This window comes from Lactobacillus sp. UMNPBX6 (assembly GCF_002553975.1).
GTDB lineage: Bacteria > Bacillota > Bacilli > Lactobacillales > Lactobacillaceae > Lactobacillus > Lactobacillus gallinarum.
This window is the reverse complement of sequence record NZ_PCZD01000022.1, coordinates 1-18,010: the sequence shown is the minus strand read 5'-3', so window position 1 is coordinate 18,010 and position 18,010 is coordinate 1. Positions and strand designations below refer to the sequence as shown.

Annotated in this window: 18 protein-coding genes; 3 read left to right on the top strand and 15 right to left on the bottom strand. The window is 35.2% G+C overall.

The genetic code is table 11. The annotated features are described in order from the left end of the window. Positions 1-283 precede the first annotated feature (283 nt). Complete coding sequence (locus tag CP357_RS05120) at positions 284-1,516, bottom strand: lactate oxidase (protein WP_025005350.1); 1,233 nt, start codon at positions 1,514-1,516, stop codon at positions 284-286. A 368-nt stretch (positions 1,517-1,884) separates the two neighbouring features. Between CP357_RS05120 and CP357_RS05115 the strand changes: the two genes are divergently transcribed. Continuing rightward, the gene (locus tag CP357_RS05115) at positions 1,885-2,109 is read left to right on the top strand and encodes a histidine phosphatase family protein (protein WP_098036703.1); all 225 of its coding nucleotides are present in this window, start codon (positions 1,885-1,887) and stop codon (positions 2,107-2,109) included. 40 nt (positions 2,110-2,149) lie between these two features. Here CP357_RS05115 and CP357_RS05110 read toward each other — a convergent pair whose 3' ends face one another. The 12 genes from CP357_RS05110 to CP357_RS05050 form a co-directional block, all read right to left on the bottom strand. Then, positions 2,150-3,136, bottom strand: coding sequence for a hypothetical protein (locus CP357_RS05110; RefSeq protein WP_098036702.1), 987 nt, complete (start codon positions 3,134-3,136; stop codon positions 2,150-2,152). Positions 3,137-3,239: 103 nt separating this feature from the next. Then, a complete protein-coding gene (locus CP357_RS05105) occupies positions 3,240-4,145 on the bottom strand; it encodes an ABC transporter (RefSeq protein ID WP_098036701.1) in 906 nt (301 codons plus the stop codon). Positions 4,146-4,284: 139 nt separating this feature from the next. Then, complete coding sequence (locus CP357_RS05100; RefSeq protein WP_025005346.1) at positions 4,285-5,247, bottom strand: hypothetical protein; 963 nt, start codon at positions 5,245-5,247, stop codon at positions 4,285-4,287. Between the two features lie 168 nt (positions 5,248-5,415). Continuing rightward, entirely contained in the window at positions 5,416-6,753 is a 1,338-nt protein-coding gene (gene glnA, locus CP357_RS05090) for a type I glutamate--ammonia ligase (RefSeq protein ID WP_025005345.1), read from the bottom strand. 132 nt (positions 6,754-6,885) lie between these two features. Continuing rightward, the gene (locus CP357_RS05085; protein WP_025005344.1) at positions 6,886-8,133 is read right to left on the bottom strand and encodes a methionine gamma-lyase family protein; all 1,248 of its coding nucleotides are present in this window, start codon (positions 8,131-8,133) and stop codon (positions 6,886-6,888) included. Then, on the bottom strand, positions 8,126-9,046 hold the full coding sequence (gene miaA, locus CP357_RS05080; RefSeq protein ID WP_098036700.1) for a tRNA (adenosine(37)-N6)-dimethylallyltransferase MiaA: 921 nt from the start codon (positions 9,044-9,046) through the stop codon (positions 8,126-8,128). Before miaA ends, CP357_RS05085 begins: the two co-directional genes overlap by 8 nt. Positions 9,047-9,123: 77 nt before the next feature. Continuing rightward, positions 9,124-9,525, bottom strand: a complete 402-nt coding sequence (locus tag CP357_RS05075) for a rhodanese-like domain-containing protein (RefSeq protein WP_025005342.1) — start codon at positions 9,523-9,525, stop codon at positions 9,124-9,126. Between the two features lie 58 nt (positions 9,526-9,583). Continuing rightward, positions 9,584-9,811 carry a YqgQ family protein gene (locus CP357_RS05070; RefSeq protein WP_025005341.1) on the bottom strand — a complete coding sequence of 76 codons (228 nt, stop codon included), beginning with the start codon at positions 9,809-9,811 and terminating at the stop codon, positions 9,584-9,586. After that, the gene (locus CP357_RS05065; RefSeq protein WP_087176485.1) at positions 9,812-10,492 is read right to left on the bottom strand and encodes a rhomboid family intramembrane serine protease; all 681 of its coding nucleotides are present in this window, start codon (positions 10,490-10,492) and stop codon (positions 9,812-9,814) included. 19 nt (positions 10,493-10,511) lie between these two features. Next, entirely contained in the window at positions 10,512-11,072 is a 561-nt protein-coding gene (locus CP357_RS05060) for a 5-formyltetrahydrofolate cyclo-ligase (protein ID WP_087176484.1), read from the bottom strand. Positions 11,073-11,120: 48 nt separating this feature from the next. After that, positions 11,121-11,270 (bottom strand): 50S ribosomal protein L33, encoded by a 150-nt coding sequence (gene rpmG / locus CP357_RS05055; protein ID WP_003548272.1) that lies wholly within the window; start codon positions 11,268-11,270, stop codon positions 11,121-11,123. A 76-nt stretch (positions 11,271-11,346) separates the two neighbouring features. Beyond that, the gene (locus CP357_RS05050; protein WP_025005338.1) at positions 11,347-13,455 is read right to left on the bottom strand and encodes a penicillin-binding protein 2; all 2,109 of its coding nucleotides are present in this window, start codon (positions 13,453-13,455) and stop codon (positions 11,347-11,349) included. A 90-nt stretch (positions 13,456-13,545) separates the two neighbouring features. Here CP357_RS05050 and CP357_RS05045 point away from each other — a divergent pair, with 90 nt between their 5' ends. Further along, entirely contained in the window at positions 13,546-16,179 is a 2,634-nt protein-coding gene (locus tag CP357_RS05045; RefSeq protein ID WP_098036699.1) for a YfhO family protein, read from the top strand. A 66-nt stretch (positions 16,180-16,245) separates the two neighbouring features. Further along, positions 16,246-17,169 (top strand): N-acetylglucosamine kinase, encoded by a 924-nt coding sequence (locus CP357_RS05040; RefSeq protein WP_087176481.1) that lies wholly within the window; start codon positions 16,246-16,248, stop codon positions 17,167-17,169. Positions 17,170-17,232: 63 nt separating this feature from the next. Here the strand turns inward: CP357_RS05040 and CP357_RS05035 are convergent, their stop codons facing one another. Together CP357_RS05035 and CP357_RS05030 are read right to left on the bottom strand one after the other, a co-directional pair. Continuing rightward, the gene (locus CP357_RS05035; RefSeq protein ID WP_233187210.1) at positions 17,233-17,505 is read right to left on the bottom strand and encodes a helix-turn-helix transcriptional regulator; all 273 of its coding nucleotides are present in this window, start codon (positions 17,503-17,505) and stop codon (positions 17,233-17,235) included. Next, a complete protein-coding gene (locus CP357_RS05030) occupies positions 17,498-17,839 on the bottom strand; it encodes a type II toxin-antitoxin system RelE/ParE family toxin (RefSeq protein ID WP_098036709.1) in 342 nt (113 codons plus the stop codon). Before CP357_RS05030 ends, CP357_RS05035 begins: the two co-directional genes overlap by 8 nt. Between the last annotated feature and the right edge of the window lie 171 nt (positions 17,840-18,010).

Here is an 18,010-nt window from a genome sequence, read left to right as displayed (position 1 = left end):
CTTAAAAAGTCTTTCAAGTCGGGCAATAATGCGTTTTCAGTAGTGTTATCTTATTTTATTCTAATTTTTCACTTTAGGCCTTACAATAACAGCTGTTGTTATTAGTATTTATAAATTATTCAGCTTTATTCCTCATAAAAATTTTTAAAAATATTTTTATGTTATTAAATAATCGGTTCTTTTTAATCAGATAATCGTACTTATATCAGTATTAGTTAAGGAAGTGACCTACTAAAAATAAAAAAATCATCTTATTAAAAGAAGATTATTTTCAATTAGTTATTTAATGCTCTGATGCTCCTGACGTTGCATCAGAGGCACCATTTGTCTTAATTTGATTATCGGCTGTCTTTGGATATGGCTTCATTCTGTCAGGAGAAGTAATTGAATCCAAATTATCTGCAGTGTAATTAATATGTGCAATTTTAGCATGTTTAACGTCTTCAATAGTCTTGCATCCTGTTAATTGCATATCGATCAACAATTCTTTGTCTAATTGATCAATTACACTTTGAACACCTGGTGCTCCACCTAAGGCTAAACCATAAAGATATGGACGACCGATACCAACCATATCGGCACCCAATGCTAATGCTTTAAAGACATGTGAGCCACGACGTACGCCGGAATCAAAGATAATTGGTACCTGGTGGTTAACAGCCTTGGCAATTGCTGGCAAAACATCAATAGCTGCAGGACCACCATCTAATTGACGGCCACCATGGTTGGTAACATAAATACCATCAGCGCCAGCACCCATTGCTTTATAAGCATCTTCAACAGATTCAACACCCTTAACAATTACAGGTAAGCCAGTTTCTTCCTTAATGCGACGAACATCTTCAGGACCAATCTTTTGAGCTGATGAAGCATACATTTGAGCTACACTTTGTCCTTCACCCTTACCATCAAGATAGCGGGTAAAGAAGTCCAATGGAACTGGATAAGTAAATTTAGTTCTCAAGTTAGCTTCACGATAACCTGATACCAAAGCATCAACAGTCAAATAAATGCCCTTATAACCTGTCTTTTTAATTGCATCAAAGACCATTTCGTTAAATTTCCAATCCTTACTTAAGTAAAGTTGGAAAAATCTTGGAGCATCTGGAGCGGCTTTAGCAATATCTTCAACACTCTTGTTAGCATAGGTACTTGATGCAAACAATGCACCAGCAGCTGCAGCACCCTTTTGCGTATCAACTTCAGCCATTGTATGTGCAATTCCGTGACATGCAATTGGTGAAATCATTACTGGAGTCTTGAGCTTCATCCCCATGAATTCAGTAGCTGTAGAAGGATTTTCCATGTCAGTTAAGGCACGAGGAATAATTTGCCAATGATTAAAGGCTGCGGTGTTATTACGCCATGTCCATTCATTCTCTGAACCAGAAGCAATGTAGTAATATGCCCCTTCTGGCATAATTTTCTTAACTCTTTGTTCAAGTTCATCGACATTAATCATATGCAAATATTCTTCCCGATCGCTTTGTGGGAATCCTTTGTAATATACTGTCATATCTTGTGCCTCTTTCTACATAAATTTTATAAATCTGTTCAGTTTTCATTATTACACCAAAACATTATTTTTGTTAGTGAAAAGGCTTATAAACATTATAATTATCATAATGTAGTCCGTTATCTTATTTTGACTAAATAAAGAATAAAAAATCAATCGATGAGAAAGATCTATTTACACAAACTTCTTGACAGTCTCAGAGCTAGCGATACTTTAGAAATTGTTACTAATAAACAAATATCTTATCAAAGACTAAAAGGCTTAAAAGAAGAGTATTTCGGTTCTTTCGAAGGTCAAGATGAACGTCTTAACCCTCAAGTTCCTTACAACGATTTTTTTGTTCAATATGGTGGGGAAGATCAAAAGACGTGCAAAAGCGTGTATTTGATACAATTTCAAGTTTTATGGCTAAAGCCCAACCCAATGAGAAAGTTCTTGCCGTCTCACATGCTGGAGCCTGCTTTAATTTCTTAATTGCCATCGGAGTTGATCCACAGCAATTTTTAAAAAAGAGATTTGGCAATTGTTCTATTCTTGTAATTGATTACAAAAATGGAAAATTTAAACTAGAAGATTTAATTAATCCAAACTAAAAAAGGCGTCGACAATCGACGTCTTTTTTACATTCATAATCTAATACTTCAAATCACTAAATTGCTTATTAGAATTCTTCTTTGCAAGAGCTTCACTCTTCCAGTAAACAGCATTAGTGCGGCCGTTTGAATTAGCTGAGACGATCACACTTTGACCATCTTCAGTATGTGGTGCCAAGTATGTACTACCCTGTCCTGGAGTTTGACCCATATTGGTAAAGCTATAGAAACTAATACCATTAATTGTAGTTTGCTTCATATAACCATCTGAAGTACTTGAACCACTGTTCTTAGCCTTAACATTCATGCTAAAACCAGCTTCATCATTAATTTTATTATCAGTTACAGTCAAAGTGTCAATATTGCCGTTGCCTGTATCAGCAGTGTACCAAGTACCTTGAAGTGATGAAGGAATCACACTAGCACTAGTAGTTGTAGTCTTTTGTGCATCTTCATCGCCTTCTAATTTGACATTTAATTGTGTTTTTTCAGCTAATTGTTTTACTAAATCAGCAGCTTTCTTTTGGTTAAGGTAAGCAACGATATCTTTCAAACTAGTAGTTCCTAAATTACGTTGCTTAACAAAAATAGTAACTTGTTTATTGGCACCATCACCAGCTAGCATATAACGCGCATTACTGCTCTTGCCGGTACCACTAACTTCATAAACATAACCGCTATTATCTGAGGTAATGCCTGTAGCATCTTTACTTCTAAATGCTACACCTAAATTTCCTTGCTTAGCGGCATTAACAGCAATTTCCCAAGTATCACCGTATTTTTGTGCCGCATAAACTGCAATGGCACTGGCAGTGGTCTTGTAATCCATCTTGCTTGCAGACAACTTAGTATATGTATCTTTATTCTTGGAACTAGCTGTTGAAGTACTAGAGTTATCACTTGAATTCTTAGCAACTTTACTTGTTTTAGATTGTGATGATTGTGTATTGCTTTGTGTAGTTTGACTGCATCCTGCTAAAGTTAAAGCCGCAGAAATTGCAACCAACACAGTTAATTTATGTTTCAACAGAATTTCCCCTTTTCTTATTCGTTTCTATTGCTTTTCCTAATAATATTATGAAAAAGAATAAATGCCAACTTTTAAAGCAAAAATTTCCTAAAACTTATACTTACTTTAAGCTTTTAAATTCAGCATTCACATTATTTTTAGCAATTGTTGTTGATTTCCAATAGGAATCAAGATAATCTCCGGTATCTACACTATAGGTTACTACCGCCGGATTTCTACCATTTTTTTGTACAGTATACAAAAAGCCAAAGTTTTGTGCTCCTAAGCTTTGGACATGATAACAATCAATACCATTAATATTCTCGATTCGAGCTCTAGCCCAGTGCTTAGTTTGTTGGAAGGATTCCGTAGTAACTACAGCAGTTGATATCCTATGAATCTCTTCTCCTTCAATAGTATGAGCAGTGATCACTAGCTTTTTACCCTTTTTATTGTACCAAATACCACGAAGTTTTTTAGGAATATAAGCTAACCCTGCATCCCCTTTAACCCCATATTTATTTGAAGTAATCCGAGCACCCAATACAGTCTTAGCAGATAATCTTTTCACTTCTTCAGATTTTTGATGATCATTTAAAAAAGTTAAAATCGAATTCAAACTAACAGTAGCTATTTTCTTTTTATGGTTAAAAAATGAGACTTCATCTTTCTTCAACGTGTAGAAAGTATTTTGTTCTTTTCCGTTACCAGTAACCTGGTAAATATAGCCCTGCCCTTTAAAAATACGGCTAAAACCTGTTTTACTTTTAATACTGATACTTAAATGATTTTTTACCGCTTGCTTATATGCGTCTTGCCATTTTCCTTTATATTTCATGGCTGCATAAATTGTAATTGCACTAGCCTGTGATGTCTTGGTTAATTTATTAGCAGTTAAATTCTTTGAAACTTGCTTTTGAGTATTGTTGTCGACACTTTTATCATGCTGAGTGGAATTTTGACTACAAGCACTGATATTTAGAGCTGTAGCTATTAAAAAAATTAATACTAATATCTTTTTGCTCATTGCAATACTTTCAACATTCTTCCCGATAATACAAAAATACCCCTAACGAAAATTAGGGATACTAATTAGCATTTTTATTATATAGCATTTTACATTAGAAAGTTGATTTTGTTAAATTCATTAAAGCTTTTTTAGCAAATTAATCCATTTCTCGATAACGCAAATCATGGAACTTCTTTCCAGCATATTTTTGAGCTAATTCTGGTGTTTTCCAATATACCGCATCGGTCCATATGCCTGCACCTCCAGCTAATATTAATACAGGTTGACTTTCTTCTGTATGGAGAGCATAAAACTCACCATCGCCAGCGGTTTCATTCCAACCATAGATGTTATAGTACAGCTTATTATCTTTTGGCTTGCTTTCAGGCACTTTAAACTTAGAAATAGTTGCCCAATGCTTGGTTTTAGCCCAATAAGCCTTATCTTGATCATGATCACCGCGATCACGATCTGGGTTCATTTTATGCAGTTCTGTCGTAACTGTACGCCCATCTTCTGTCTCTTCGATAGTATGTTCAGTAAAAGTTACGGTTGCTTTTTCATGATTATCATATGAGTACCAAGTTCCTAGCATCTCTGCAGGTGCATTATCTAAACCTCTATCGCCTGCTATTTTCGTAGTACTAGAGCCATTTGAATTATTATCAGCTGTACCTAAAACCACATCATTAGCTAGTCTTTTAACAATGCCAGCACTATTATGTGTATTTAAATATTTAACCATTTTATCTACTGTAATTGAGCCTAATTCAGTTTGATTATCATAGATAAAAATCTGGTCATCATTTAATGTATAGCATGCTCCACTATTTTGTTTATCAGCACTTACTCCATATACATATCCCTGACCATTAGTGATTTTGGGATAATCGCTTCGATTATGAAAACTAATTTTTAAGCCATTAGTTCTTGCTTCATTTAATACTTTTACCCAAGTTCCATGATATTTATTTGCAGCACACACCGTAATAGCACTTGCAATTTCTTTAGGTGTCAGCTTTGTAGATAACCTGACTCCATCTTCATTTACGATTTTCTTAGAAGAATGTTTTTTGACTACCGCTATTTTCTTTTCTTGATGCTGCGTTTTATGACTCACGGGACTGCACCCTGTCAAAAGTAACAAACTACAACAAGTAATTAACCCAACTTTTATCTTTTTGTTCAACTTTTTTCTCCATCGTTATAATCAAAATATCCATTTTTGATTATACAACAAAAAACCCTCATAGCTTCGAACTATGAGGATTCTTATTAATTAGCTATTTTACCAGTTCATGTAACGTTGACGTTCCCAATCTGAAACTGATTGTGAATACTTAGACCATTCTAATTCTTTAGATTCAATAAAGCTATGAGTTAAGTGATCACCTAAAGCTGACTTGATTAAATCATCATTCTTAAATGCCTTAATTGCGTTGTGAAGAGTAGTTGGCAATGGTTTGATACCATGTTCTGCTCTTTCTTCTTCAGTCATTTCAAAGATGTTTTCTTCAACTGGCTTCATTGGCATCTTTTGTTCCTTAATGCCGTTAAGACCAGCAGTCAAACATGCAGCAAGTAAAAGATATGGGTTAGCAGTTGGGTCAGCTGAACGCATTTCCAAACGAGTGTTAATTTCACCAGCACTAGGAATACGTACAAGTGGTGAACGGTTCTTAGCAGCCCAAGCAATGTATACAGGAGCTTCAAAACCAGGAATCAAACGCTTGTATGAGTTAACAGTTGGGTTACCAATTGCAGTAATTGCACGAGCGTGCTCCAAAATACCATTTAAGAAGTAAAGAGCAGTATCTGAAAGGTGGAATTCACCATTTTCATCGTAGAAGACATTACGCTTACCCTTAAAGAGTGACATATTGTTGTGCATACCGTTACCAGCTTGGCCTTCAACAGGCTTAGCCATAAATGTAGCAAACAAACCATGCTTTCTTGCAATTTGACGAGTAACCATCTTGAAGGTTTGGCATCTATCTGCAGTAGTCAATGCATCATCAAATCTAAAGTCAATTTCTTGTTGACCATCACCTACTTCATGGTGAGCTGCTTCAACTTCAAAGCCCATACCTTCCAAAGTTTCAACGATTTCACGACGACATCTTGCGCCTTCATCATCTGAAGTCATATCAAAGTATGATGCATGATCTGGAACGTCGGTAGTCCAATTACCATCTTCATCTAACTTGAAAAGGTGAAATTCCATTTCAAAACCAATATCAAATGTATCAAAGCCTGCTTCTTTCATTTGACCAATAACACGCTTCAAGTTGTTTCTTGGGTCACCTGCAAAAGGCTTGCCATCAGTTGTATGAACTGAACAAATCAAACGTCCAATCTTACCACCGTGTTCATCACCCCAAGGTAAAACTGTCCAAGTTGAAAAGTCAGGATATAAAACCATGTCACTTTCTTCAAGACGAACAAAGCCATCAATTGAAGAACCATCAAAACGAATATCGTTATTCAAAACTTTGTCTAATTGACTCTTAGGTACTTCAACAGCCTTTTCAGTACCATTAATATCAGTAAAGCAAAGACGTAAAAATCTAACGTCTTTATCTTCAACTTCTTTTCTAATTTCTTCTGCAGTATATTGTTTACTCATAGTTTTATCCACCTATAAAAACAAAAATATTAAATTGATATGGTCCTATGATTTATTTTTATCTCCTAGAACTGACTAATACAATAGCAGACCAATTTATAAATGTCAAATTGGTCTAGTAAAAATTTAAAATTATTTTTGATTAAAGAATGTATCCCTTACAGCATTAATAACAGCTACTTTATCATGCGCATATGTTAAGCCACCTTGCATATAAACCGCATAAGGTGGTCTAACTGGACCATCTGCAGAAAACTCAATAGTTGAGCCTGAAACAAAGTTCCCCGCTGCCATAATAATCTTATCTTCGTAGCCTTCCATTGGAACTGCTTCTGGAGTAACAAAAGAGTCAATTGGAGAATTCTTTTGTACTTCTTGAACGAATTTGATCATTTTGTCAGGATCATTAAAGATAATTGTTTCAATAATGTCGCTACGCTTTTCATCCCATGCGGGAGTGACATTCATTCCCATTTTAGCAAACAAGGCTGCCGCAAAAATCATACCTTTTTCAGCCATACCAGTTACATTAGGTGCTAAGAAAAAGCCCTCATAGAAGTCATGCAAGTTACCAATTGTTGCTCCTTCATCAGTGCAACCTGGAGCGGTAAGTGCAAGACGAGCATTTTCCACTAAATCTTTTTTACCGACAATATAGCCACCCATCTTAGCAAGACCACCACCGGCATTCTTTATTAAAGAACCGGCCATTAAATCTGCGCCATATTCTGTTGCTTCATGCTTTTCAGAAAATTCACCGTAGCAATTATCAATGAAGACAATACTTTGTGGACTAACTTTCTTAACAAAAGCAATCATCTCTTTAATTTGGTCGATAGTAAAAGTCTTACGAGTCGAATAACCACGTGATCTCTGGATCGCTACCACCTTAGGCTGATCTCTACGGAGAATCTTCTCAGCTTCATCATAGTCAACCAAATTATCTTTTAGCGGAACATATGAAAACTTAACGCCTTTTTCAGCCAAAGTGCCACGCTTGTCATCAGTTAAACCAATTACCTTTTGCAAAGTATCATATGGCATCCCCGTCAAATAAGTCAAAGTATCGCCATATTTCAAATTACCATTCAATGCTGTAAACAAAGTATGAGTACCTGAAACAAACTGAGGGCGCACTAATGCATCTTCCGTGTCAAAGACTTGCGCATAAACTCGATCTAACTTATCACGACCAATGTCATCATCACCATAGCCTGTAGCACCGTTTAAATCAGCTTCTGCTACGCTATTATCTTGAAATGCTTGCAATACCTTAGCCTGGTTATAAACAATCTGATCCTCAATTTCTGCCAATTTAGGAGCTATTTGTTTATCTACTTCTTTTACTATTTTTTGCAATTCATCTGGTATATTATTCATTCTTCCATGCCTCTACTTTTTCAATAATTTTTGCCTTACAATCAGGATCATTTAATGGATCAAACCAATTAACTGGCAACTGATTTCTAAAGTATGTCAGCTGTCTCTTCGCATACCGCCTAGATGCAGTTTTAAGTTGCTCAACGCACTCGTCTAAAGCTTTTTTGCCTTCAAAATAAGGAAAAAATTCTTTATATGCGATAGCTTGCAATACTTGATGTTCTTTATCCCTATTTTGATAAATAAACTTTGCCTCCTCTAGCATCCCCTTTTGCATCATGCGATCAACGCGCAAATTAATTCGGCGATAAATTTCTTGCCTGTCAGAATTTAAACCAATAATCAGATAATCATATCTAGGTTCAATCTTTTTTTGTTGTTGTGAAAATTTTTCACCTGTACGATCAATCACCGTTAATGCCCGCATCGTTCTGCGCGAATTAGGAACTGGGATTTTCTTAGCAGCTTCTGGATCTTTTTCATTTAAAATATCCCACAACTTTTGCGATCCATTCTGCTTTAAATAAACTTCCCACTTTTGGGAAGTTCCGCTGTCTTCGTCCTTTTTTTCTCCCAACTGCATTTTATTCAACAGAGCATTAACGTAAAAGCCTGTTCCGCCTGCTAAAATAGGAAATTTACCTTTTTCACTAATATCTGTGATCGCCTTAGTAGCTTCACCAACAAAATCTTTGACAGAATATTCATCAAATACTGATCGTGTATCAACTAAATAATGCTTAACTTCTGCCTGCTCTTCTTTAGTTGCCTTAGCTGTACCGACTTCCACTTCTTGGTAAACTTGCATAGAATCACCAGAGACAATCTCACCATTTAACGTTTTCGCCAAAGAAATTGCCAAATCTGTTTTACCAATGGCAGTTGGCCCTACTATTGCTAGTACTTTTTGCATATCATCATCTTTTCAATTTTATTTTTGATACAAAAAAGCACATTTAGGCTCCTTCAGCTCTAAATGTGTCTTTTTTATTAATATTTAGACTTCTTAGTTCTACCATCCCAAGTTTCAAAACCACCTTTAAGCCAGTGGATTGAAACAAAGCCCTTCTTCTTTAAGAAACGGGCAGCTCTCAAAGTAATTGTGTTTGAATCTGAGTAAAGATAAACCGGTAAATCACTTCTAAGTTCATTATATTGGTATTTAAGCATTGTATATGGTAAATTGCGGGCACCATCAATATGCTTGCGCTTAAACGGTTCTTTTTCACGCAGATCGATAATTTGTGCCTTGCGCATGCCTGCCTTAAATTCTTCATTAGTCAATTCACCGCCGATAGATTTGGCTTGGATCTTATTCCATCCCCAAATACCTACAAAGACTAAAATAATGGCTAATAAAACTAAATCTAAGATAATTAAAAAACTCGACATAAACCTTAATCTGCCCTTCCATAAAAACTTACAAATATAATGATACCGCTAAACTAATTTACTTGCTATCCTTTTTCTTTTTATCTTCCTCTTTTAGTTCTTCGATTCTATGTTCTCTACGTAAAATCAATTTTGCAATCATATAATCATGTTTATCAATTAAACCGGCTTTATTGATATTATCAAGTTCGAGCGCCATCAATTCAATATCCCAGATTCTTTTACCAACATGAACTAAAATGCCATATTTTTCTAAAAGTTGTTGTACATCGTATAAAGTCTTCATTTAAAAGTTAATAACCATCCCTGTTCTAACAGTCCACACTATATAAACGATCAAAACAGCGCCCGCTAAAACGCGCCACTTAGGATTATACGTCCGCATTACGCGATCACCTAAAATGATAGCTAGCAAGAAGCCAGTTATTAAACCACCAATATGACCCCAAATATCAATACCGGGTACGAAAATATCTAACGCTAAATTAATCAGTGCTAAGACAAAAGCTTGTCTTCCTAAAAAACTAATTATTGGATTATGGAAATTACGCAAGCCAATGGCAACCATAGCCCCAAAAAGTCCGAACAAAGCTGTTGAAGCTCCTGCACTTAAACTTCGATCTGAACTAAAAGTCAAACTAAATAAATTACCACCAACTCCAGCCAATAAATACGTAACTAAAAAGCGCGTATGACCCATAATTGGCTCCATATATTGACCCATGTAATAGATAATGACAGCATTTGATATTAAATGCATGACACCAATATGCAAAAACTGAGCAGTAAATAAACGCCACCATTGATGACCAGCGACTACCGCATAATTATTCATTGCTCCCATTTTCATCAAAACATTGACGTTTTCGGAGCCACCTAAAAAGACTTCAACTAAAAAGACTATTAATAAAACTATTAAAATTCCTAAGGTCACAAATATTTGTGAGAGGTTAATTTTTTGCTTCATTCCAGCCTCCTTAAATTAATTAATGTGTTTCAGTAGTTATCAGCGTCTGAACTGGTATATCAGTGTTTTCAACAGGCCATTCAGCATGTTGGAATTGCATCTGAGAATTCACTAGTGATACAGTCTTAGGATTATATTTTGCTAAAAAGCGATCGTAATAGCCGCCACCAAAACCAAGACGAACGTGAGAATCAAGTGCGAATGCTAATCCAGGCACAATCACCAAGTCCAAATGATTATTAACCATAGCATCTGGGTCAGCGATTTCCTCTACACCAAAACTAGATTTTTTCAATTTACTCATATATGTGTAATGCAAAAAATTTAAAGTATGATCTTGATCATTTTCAGCTTTGGCCAAATATACCTCTTTACCCTCATCCCATAAATGAGCAATTACTTCGGAAGTATCCACCTCTAAAGGTAGAGAAGCAGTTATTCCAATAGTTTGACTATTTTTGATTAAATCAGATTCCATTAACTTTTTAAGTAAAATTGTATCTTCTAATTTTTTATCTTCAGTTTTGGCAAAACGCTTCAATTTATTTATTTGTATTTTTCTTAATTCTGATTTTTTCATTTTTTACCTACAAAAAATAGCAGGCACACAACCTGCTACTTTGATTTATTACTTAGTTTCACGGTGAAGTGTTGCGCGTCTTTCAACTGGGCAATACTTCTTCAAAGATAAACGTTCCGGATGCTTACGCTTGTTCTTCTTAGATAAGTAACTTCTATCGCCACATTCGGTGCATTCTAAAATGATGTTATCTGCCATTTTTTTCACCACCTACACTTTTATTCTGACTGTACTAGAATAGCATTTTTCAAGCAATTTGACCAGTGTTAATTCTTTATTTTGTTGAATGAAGTTTAAAATAATCCTGAATCATTGCTTTAGCGACTTGCAAAGTATACTTCCCTTCCATGTCTGGATCAAGACCTGGGAACACCACAGCTACAGCAAGCTTTGGATTTTTAGATGGAGCATAACCAATGAAAGTAGCGTTAATTAATTCAATATTATGCTTTCTATTAGGGTGTTCAGCATCATAGTAGAAAGTTTGGGCAGTACCAGTTTTACCTGAAACTGATGGTTTAACATCTTTCAAGTAGTGAGCAGTACCCCAACCATTTGTACCATGTACTACACGCCAGAATCCTTTTCTAACTACGTTTAATTCATCTGGAGTCCATGGAATAGACTGTTGAACGTTTGGCTTCTTATTGTAGTTAATATAAATCTTCTTGCCGTCTTTACTTGTCTTCCCAACAGACTGCACAATATATGGCTGCATTCTATAACCACCATTAGCAATTGTAGATACATATTGAGCAAGCTGAATTGGTGTATAAGCATCATAGTTACCATATGCCAAGTCAAGTACTGAACCAGAAAGAATATTTCCTTTAGAATTGAAGGACTTACCTTCAATTCCGGCAACTTCACCAGGAAGGTCAACACCAGTCTTTTGACCAAGACCAAACATTGCAAAGTTTCTTCTTAAAGTATTAAAAGCATTGTCTGGCATATGGATGTAGGTCTTAGGTACATATTTTGCACCAACCCAATTCATTGCTAAGTGCATCATATAAATGTTACTTGAAACTTCTAGCGCTGTTTCGGCATCCAATGAACTGAATGTTCCGACTGGGTAAACAGATTTCTTAACTGGTGAACCTGGAAGATAAATTGGCGTATCGGGCAAAGTGTTGCTAGTAGGAGTAATAACTTTATTAATCAAACCACCAGAAACAGTTGCACCCTTAACTACTGACCCCATAACAAATGACTGATTGATTACACCTAAGGCATTATCGGTAGTCTTGCCTGTATTCGTATTACGGTTAATACCAGCTACCGCTAATAATGCTCCCGTATTTGGATTCATTGCCACGGCGTAGGCACCGTTAGAATAGCGAGCTGCTCCTGCACCAATAGCTGAACCATAAATTCGCTTCAAAGATGCCTGAACTTCCTTTTGATACTTGGCATCAATGGTCAACATTAAGCTGGCACCAGCTTGTCCATCATAAACTGTCTTAGTCTGTTGAATATTACCATTAGACTTAGTAGTTACCTTGCTAGTTGACTTCGTTCCTTTTAATAGCGGTTCATATTCCTTTTCCAAATATGAAGTACCTACTCGATCATTACGAGAATAGCCATTTCTCAAGTAGTACTGCAAGTTATCGCTAGGTAATCCGGATTTTTCAGTAGAAACTGAACCAATAATACTTTGGATAGATGAACCATTTGGATAAGATCTTTGCCAGTCAGTTCCGATACCGACACCTGGCAACTCTGATAGGTGCTCACCCACTTGAGCGATTTCCTTATCAGTTAAGCCCTTATTTTTGATATAAATAGTTGATAAAGTATAGGCACCAGAAATCTTATTAAAGATCAATGCGGCCGTTTTCTGCTTTTCAGTTAACTTAGGATCCATTTTTTCAACATAAGCAATTGCGGCTTGGTAAACCTCGGAATTAGTTTTCTTATTTCCGCTTGCATCTACCTTAGCTGATTTAGGCAATTCAGCTGAAATCTTAGTATTATTATCTTCATCAGCTAAATAATAATCGGCAATCATTTGCTTTGTCGGCTTTTCATCTGTAATCTTAATATAGTTGCTCAACGCATTAGAAATTTGATATATCTGCGTTGTGGTGGTCGAAGCACTCTTAGTATAAGTGATAGCATTAGTAGCCTTATTTCCTACTAATACATGTCCCTTAGCATCATACATAACACCTCGCGGCACCTGATTTGAAACAACTGTCGAATCCGATTGTTGTACTTCTGCTTTAAAACGAGATCCATATACTAGCTGTAAATAAGCCAGTTGTCCGATCAACATCGCAAAAAGCACAAGGATAACCCCTACGATGATTCGCATTCTTATTGGAGTAGAAGACTGTTTGTTTGAACCAGTCCCACTATTTTTTCTAAAATAATCCACGTATATCGTCCCTCACTAAAACTGTATGTATTTTAACAAAAACTGAACGTTAATTCTACGATTGAGAATGGAGCTTAGCTAAATTTTAAGATGAATAATTATTTTACTATCCATAAATTATTTACTGCTAAAAAAAATCTTCTTTTTTTATTAAGTTTTATTTTACCTGGTTTAATTTTCTTCAGCTACTTCTTTTATACCAAAAATGGCGTTTTAACAGTAGACCTGGGGCAACAATATGTTGATTTCCTCGCTTTTTTTAGAAATAACTTGTTTTCTCATCCCCTTCGCTTAATTTATTCCTTTTCAAATGGATTAGGCGGATCGATGTTAGCAACAGATGCTTATTATCTTTTTAGCCCGTTTAATTTACTTTTATTCTTATTTCCAGAAAATTTATTACCGCAAGCTATTTTAATAATTATCGGACTAAAAATCGCTACAAGTGGCCTAACTAGTTATTATTACTGGCAGCAAAAAATAAATATGCCATTCTACGCTTTAGCTGCAAGCAGCGCCTATGCATTATCAGGATATGTTATCGCCAACCACTTCAACTTGATGTGGCTAGATTCAGTTATACTTTTGCCTCTTTTAATTAATGAAATCGATCGCACGCTAAGGCAAGAGAAAAGCCATCTAATCTTAATCACATTTTTACTGTGGTTTACCAATTTTTATACCGCATTTATGACATTAGCTTTTGGCTTTCTTTATTTATTGACCCAGATTTTCTTCTTCAATAGAAAAAAGCAATGGTCTATTTTTAAATCATATTTAATAAAAAGTATTTTGGGGTCTTTTTTAGATGCCTTTATGTTATTGCCAGTTTTTATTGAAATGTTGCAAGGAAAGGCAGCATCTTCTGCAAATTGGTCATGGGGATTTCAATTTATCCCATATAATCAAATAACTAAGCTTGCCGATGGTGCTTATAATTTTCATGAAATGCAAGAAGGGATGCCAAATATTTTTATTCCTCTTCCTTTTCTGTTGTTGACTATTCTTTACTTTCTAAATAAAAAAATTAATTGGAAAACTACATTAGCTAATGGCCTCCTGCTTTTATTTTTAATCGCTTCACTATTTTGGACACCATTAGTCTTACTATGGCACTTAGGTCAATTTCCTGTCTGGTACCCTGGTCGCTTTAGTTTTGTGTTGATTTTTTTAGCTTTAAACTTAGCAATCATCGCATTAAATCAGCAAGAAAAAATCAAACTATGGCAAGTTCTGCCATTAGCTATTGTTGCTTTGGGACTGATTCTTTTTGTCACGTTTAATGATCAATCATTTGATTTCTTAAATGAAAATGCTCAAATTGCCACAGGAGCTTTTTTAGCTTTGGGCTTACTGTTTATCGCTTTTATTTATAATAAAAACAATTATGCAGCAATATTCTTTTATTTAATAATTGAATTGGAATTGGTAATTAATTTGGTCTTATCATTAGGGAATTTGGCCTATCAAAAAAATTATGATTATCAAAATTTTGTAAAAAATACAACGCAAGTTACTAACTATGAAACTAATCATGATCAAAGCTTATATAGAACCGAAAAGAATTTTTATCGTTCCGATGATGATCCATTTAGTGCTAATTATTATGGTTTGAGCAACTTCAATTCCATCTCCAACCAACATGTGCTGTCGCTGTTAAATAATCTAGGTTTTGTTAATAACAGCAATTCTTATACCAATTTTGGCGGTACTCCAATTACTGACGATCTTTTTGGCATTAAATATTACATTCTTCCTAATGAAGAAATCACCCCACTTAAAGAAAAAAAACAAATGAAATATGATAATAAAAATCAAAGAATCGACGTTGGTGATTATCATTTACAAAAACGATTTAACCAATTAATTTTAATGAAAAATAATTATGCACTGCCACTTTTATTTTTATCACCAACTTCTACCAAAAAGATGAAGTTCGATCCTAGTAATATCACTAAAAATCAAACTCAATTTTTACAAGCGGCAACTGGCAATACTACTACTCTCTTCCATAATGTAATTTGGCCCGATCCAAAAAAGATTAATGTTTCAAGTTGGGATGGCGGCTGGATGCAATATTCCAAAAAGAGAAAGAATAAATCAGCTCGTCTAATTTTTAACCTTAGGCCTAAAACAAATTCTTCTTATTATCTCGAGTTGCCTGGTGATATTGATGACAACGCTATTGATATGTACGTTAACGGTAGTTTCGTTAACCTTACAGTACGTGATTCAAATACTCGACTGATAAATTTAGGAAGTAGACAAAGTGGCCAACGTATTCAAATTGCTATTACTCTGAAAAAAGACAATTTAGACTTAAATGCAACAAATTTATGGCGTTTAGATACCAAAAAGCTAGCCCAAGAAATGCATTCATTTAAGCAAATTCAACCTCAAATTACTCAACCCTCTGCCTTGGTTATCAAATCCAATCATTTTTCCCTTCATAAAAAAATGACCATGAAATCTACTATCCCAAGTAGTACTAACTGGTTAGTAATTGATAATGGTAAAATTCTTCATAAAAATAAAGTATTATTTGCTAATGCTTTTCTGAGTTTTAACCTCAATCCCGGTAAACATCAGATAACTTTGATTTATATTCCATGGATTCTCATAATCGGCTTATTAATTAGCTTGATTACCTTAGTAATTTACATAAAAATAAACAAAAGTATCAGTGTTAGCGTTAACATGGAAAAAATAATACTAGACCTATAATATAAAAATGTAATAAAATGAATACGTTATCATATGGATAAATTAATATAGAAAGAAGATTTGAATATGGCTCTTACATACCAAATTGGTGTAGATGCAGGCGGTACTCACTCAACTGCCATTGCATATGACGAAAACGGCAAAGAACTTGGTCGCGCAGAAGGCGGTCCTGGTCAAATTAACGCTGATTACGAAGGCGGAATTAAAAACATCTCAGATACTATTAACGAATTGTTAAACAAGATTGACGGCGACTGTATGCGCGTTTTAGTAGGTATTGCCGGTCTTTCAGTTGTTGGTAACGCACCTGAAGTTGCTGCTACTATTTCATCAAGAATCAACAACTTACCTACCCGTGCTATTACTGACTCACTCTTAGCCCTTTATGCTGGTCTTGAAGGTGATGACGGTGCTCTTGTTATCGCTGGTACTGGTTCAGTATACAACGGCTTACAAAACGGTCACTTAATCGCTGTTGGTGGTTACGGTAACATTTTAGGTGACGAAGGTTCAGGTTATGCTATTGCTCGTTCAGCTATGCAATCTGCACTTCTTAGCTGGGACAAGCGTGAAGATAACGCACTTATTCCAATGTTCACTAAGTTATTCGGCGTAGAACACATGGATGAATGTAACGCTAAATTCTACAGAATGTCTAATCCTGAAGTTGCCGGCATGGCAGTTCATGTTGCTAAGCTTGCAGATGAAGGCAGCGATGACGCAATCAAGATCATCCAACAACAAGCTCACTTGTTAGCTCGCGATATTATTATTGGTCTTAATCGTTACGAAGATCCAAAGCCAATGAAGATTGCTTTGACTGGTTCGGTTTTGGCTAACAACGAAATGATGAGAGGACTTATTGAAGACGAAGTTAAGGATAAATACCCTGACGCAATCTTCTCCATCTCAAATGGTGAAAACGCTCGTGCCGTATTATTCGACAAGAGTAAAGATTACCGTTACTTCACTAACCACGAAGATCGTTAATTTAAAACAAAGAAAAAGCTCACAGCTTTTACAAATTGTAGAAGTTGTGGGCTTTTTTGATTATTATGAAATTACGATTCTCATAGTTTTATTCATTGCATTTGCAAGTTTAGAAAGCGTTTTGGTACTCGTACTGTATCCACGTTCAATACGAGCTACTGTACTTTGAGGTACACCAGCCTTTTCAGCTAGTTCACGTTGCGTTAAGCCCGCATCTTCTCTAGCTTTTAAAAGTGCCACTGAGCTACTAAACTGAGCCACATCTTTTTCAAATGCTTTTTTAAATTCCGGATTTTTCATTTTTTCTTGAATTACATTATCAATACTTTTACTCATAATTTTTCCTTTCATAATATTCATTTCTTATATCATGAGCATGCTTAATTTCTCGAAGAGGCGTCTTTTTGGTCGTTTTTGTAAAACCATGCGTAATTATGTACTTGTCACCATCTACGTGAAAGTACAAACCTCTCATCCGTTTATTAGAGAATATAGCCCTAAGTTCAAAAATATTTGAATCAATTACTCCTACCCAATGTTGCTGAATAGCGACACTTATACCACTAAGCTCTACTTGCTTAATAAGTGATAACAGTTTTGCCTGTTCCTTAACTGTCAATGAATTCAAATCCTCATAAAATTCATTATGACCGTTTAAACGCTCGTACATTTCAAATTTTAGCTTTTTTCGCACATTACTTCCTTTCTATGATAGCAAATATACTATCAAATTCATATACATAAGAATCAAAATTTACCTCCCACTATTTATTACGTAAGCGTCATATAAAATAGTGTACTTAAAAACCGTCCCAGTTACTGTTATACTGAGACGGTTATT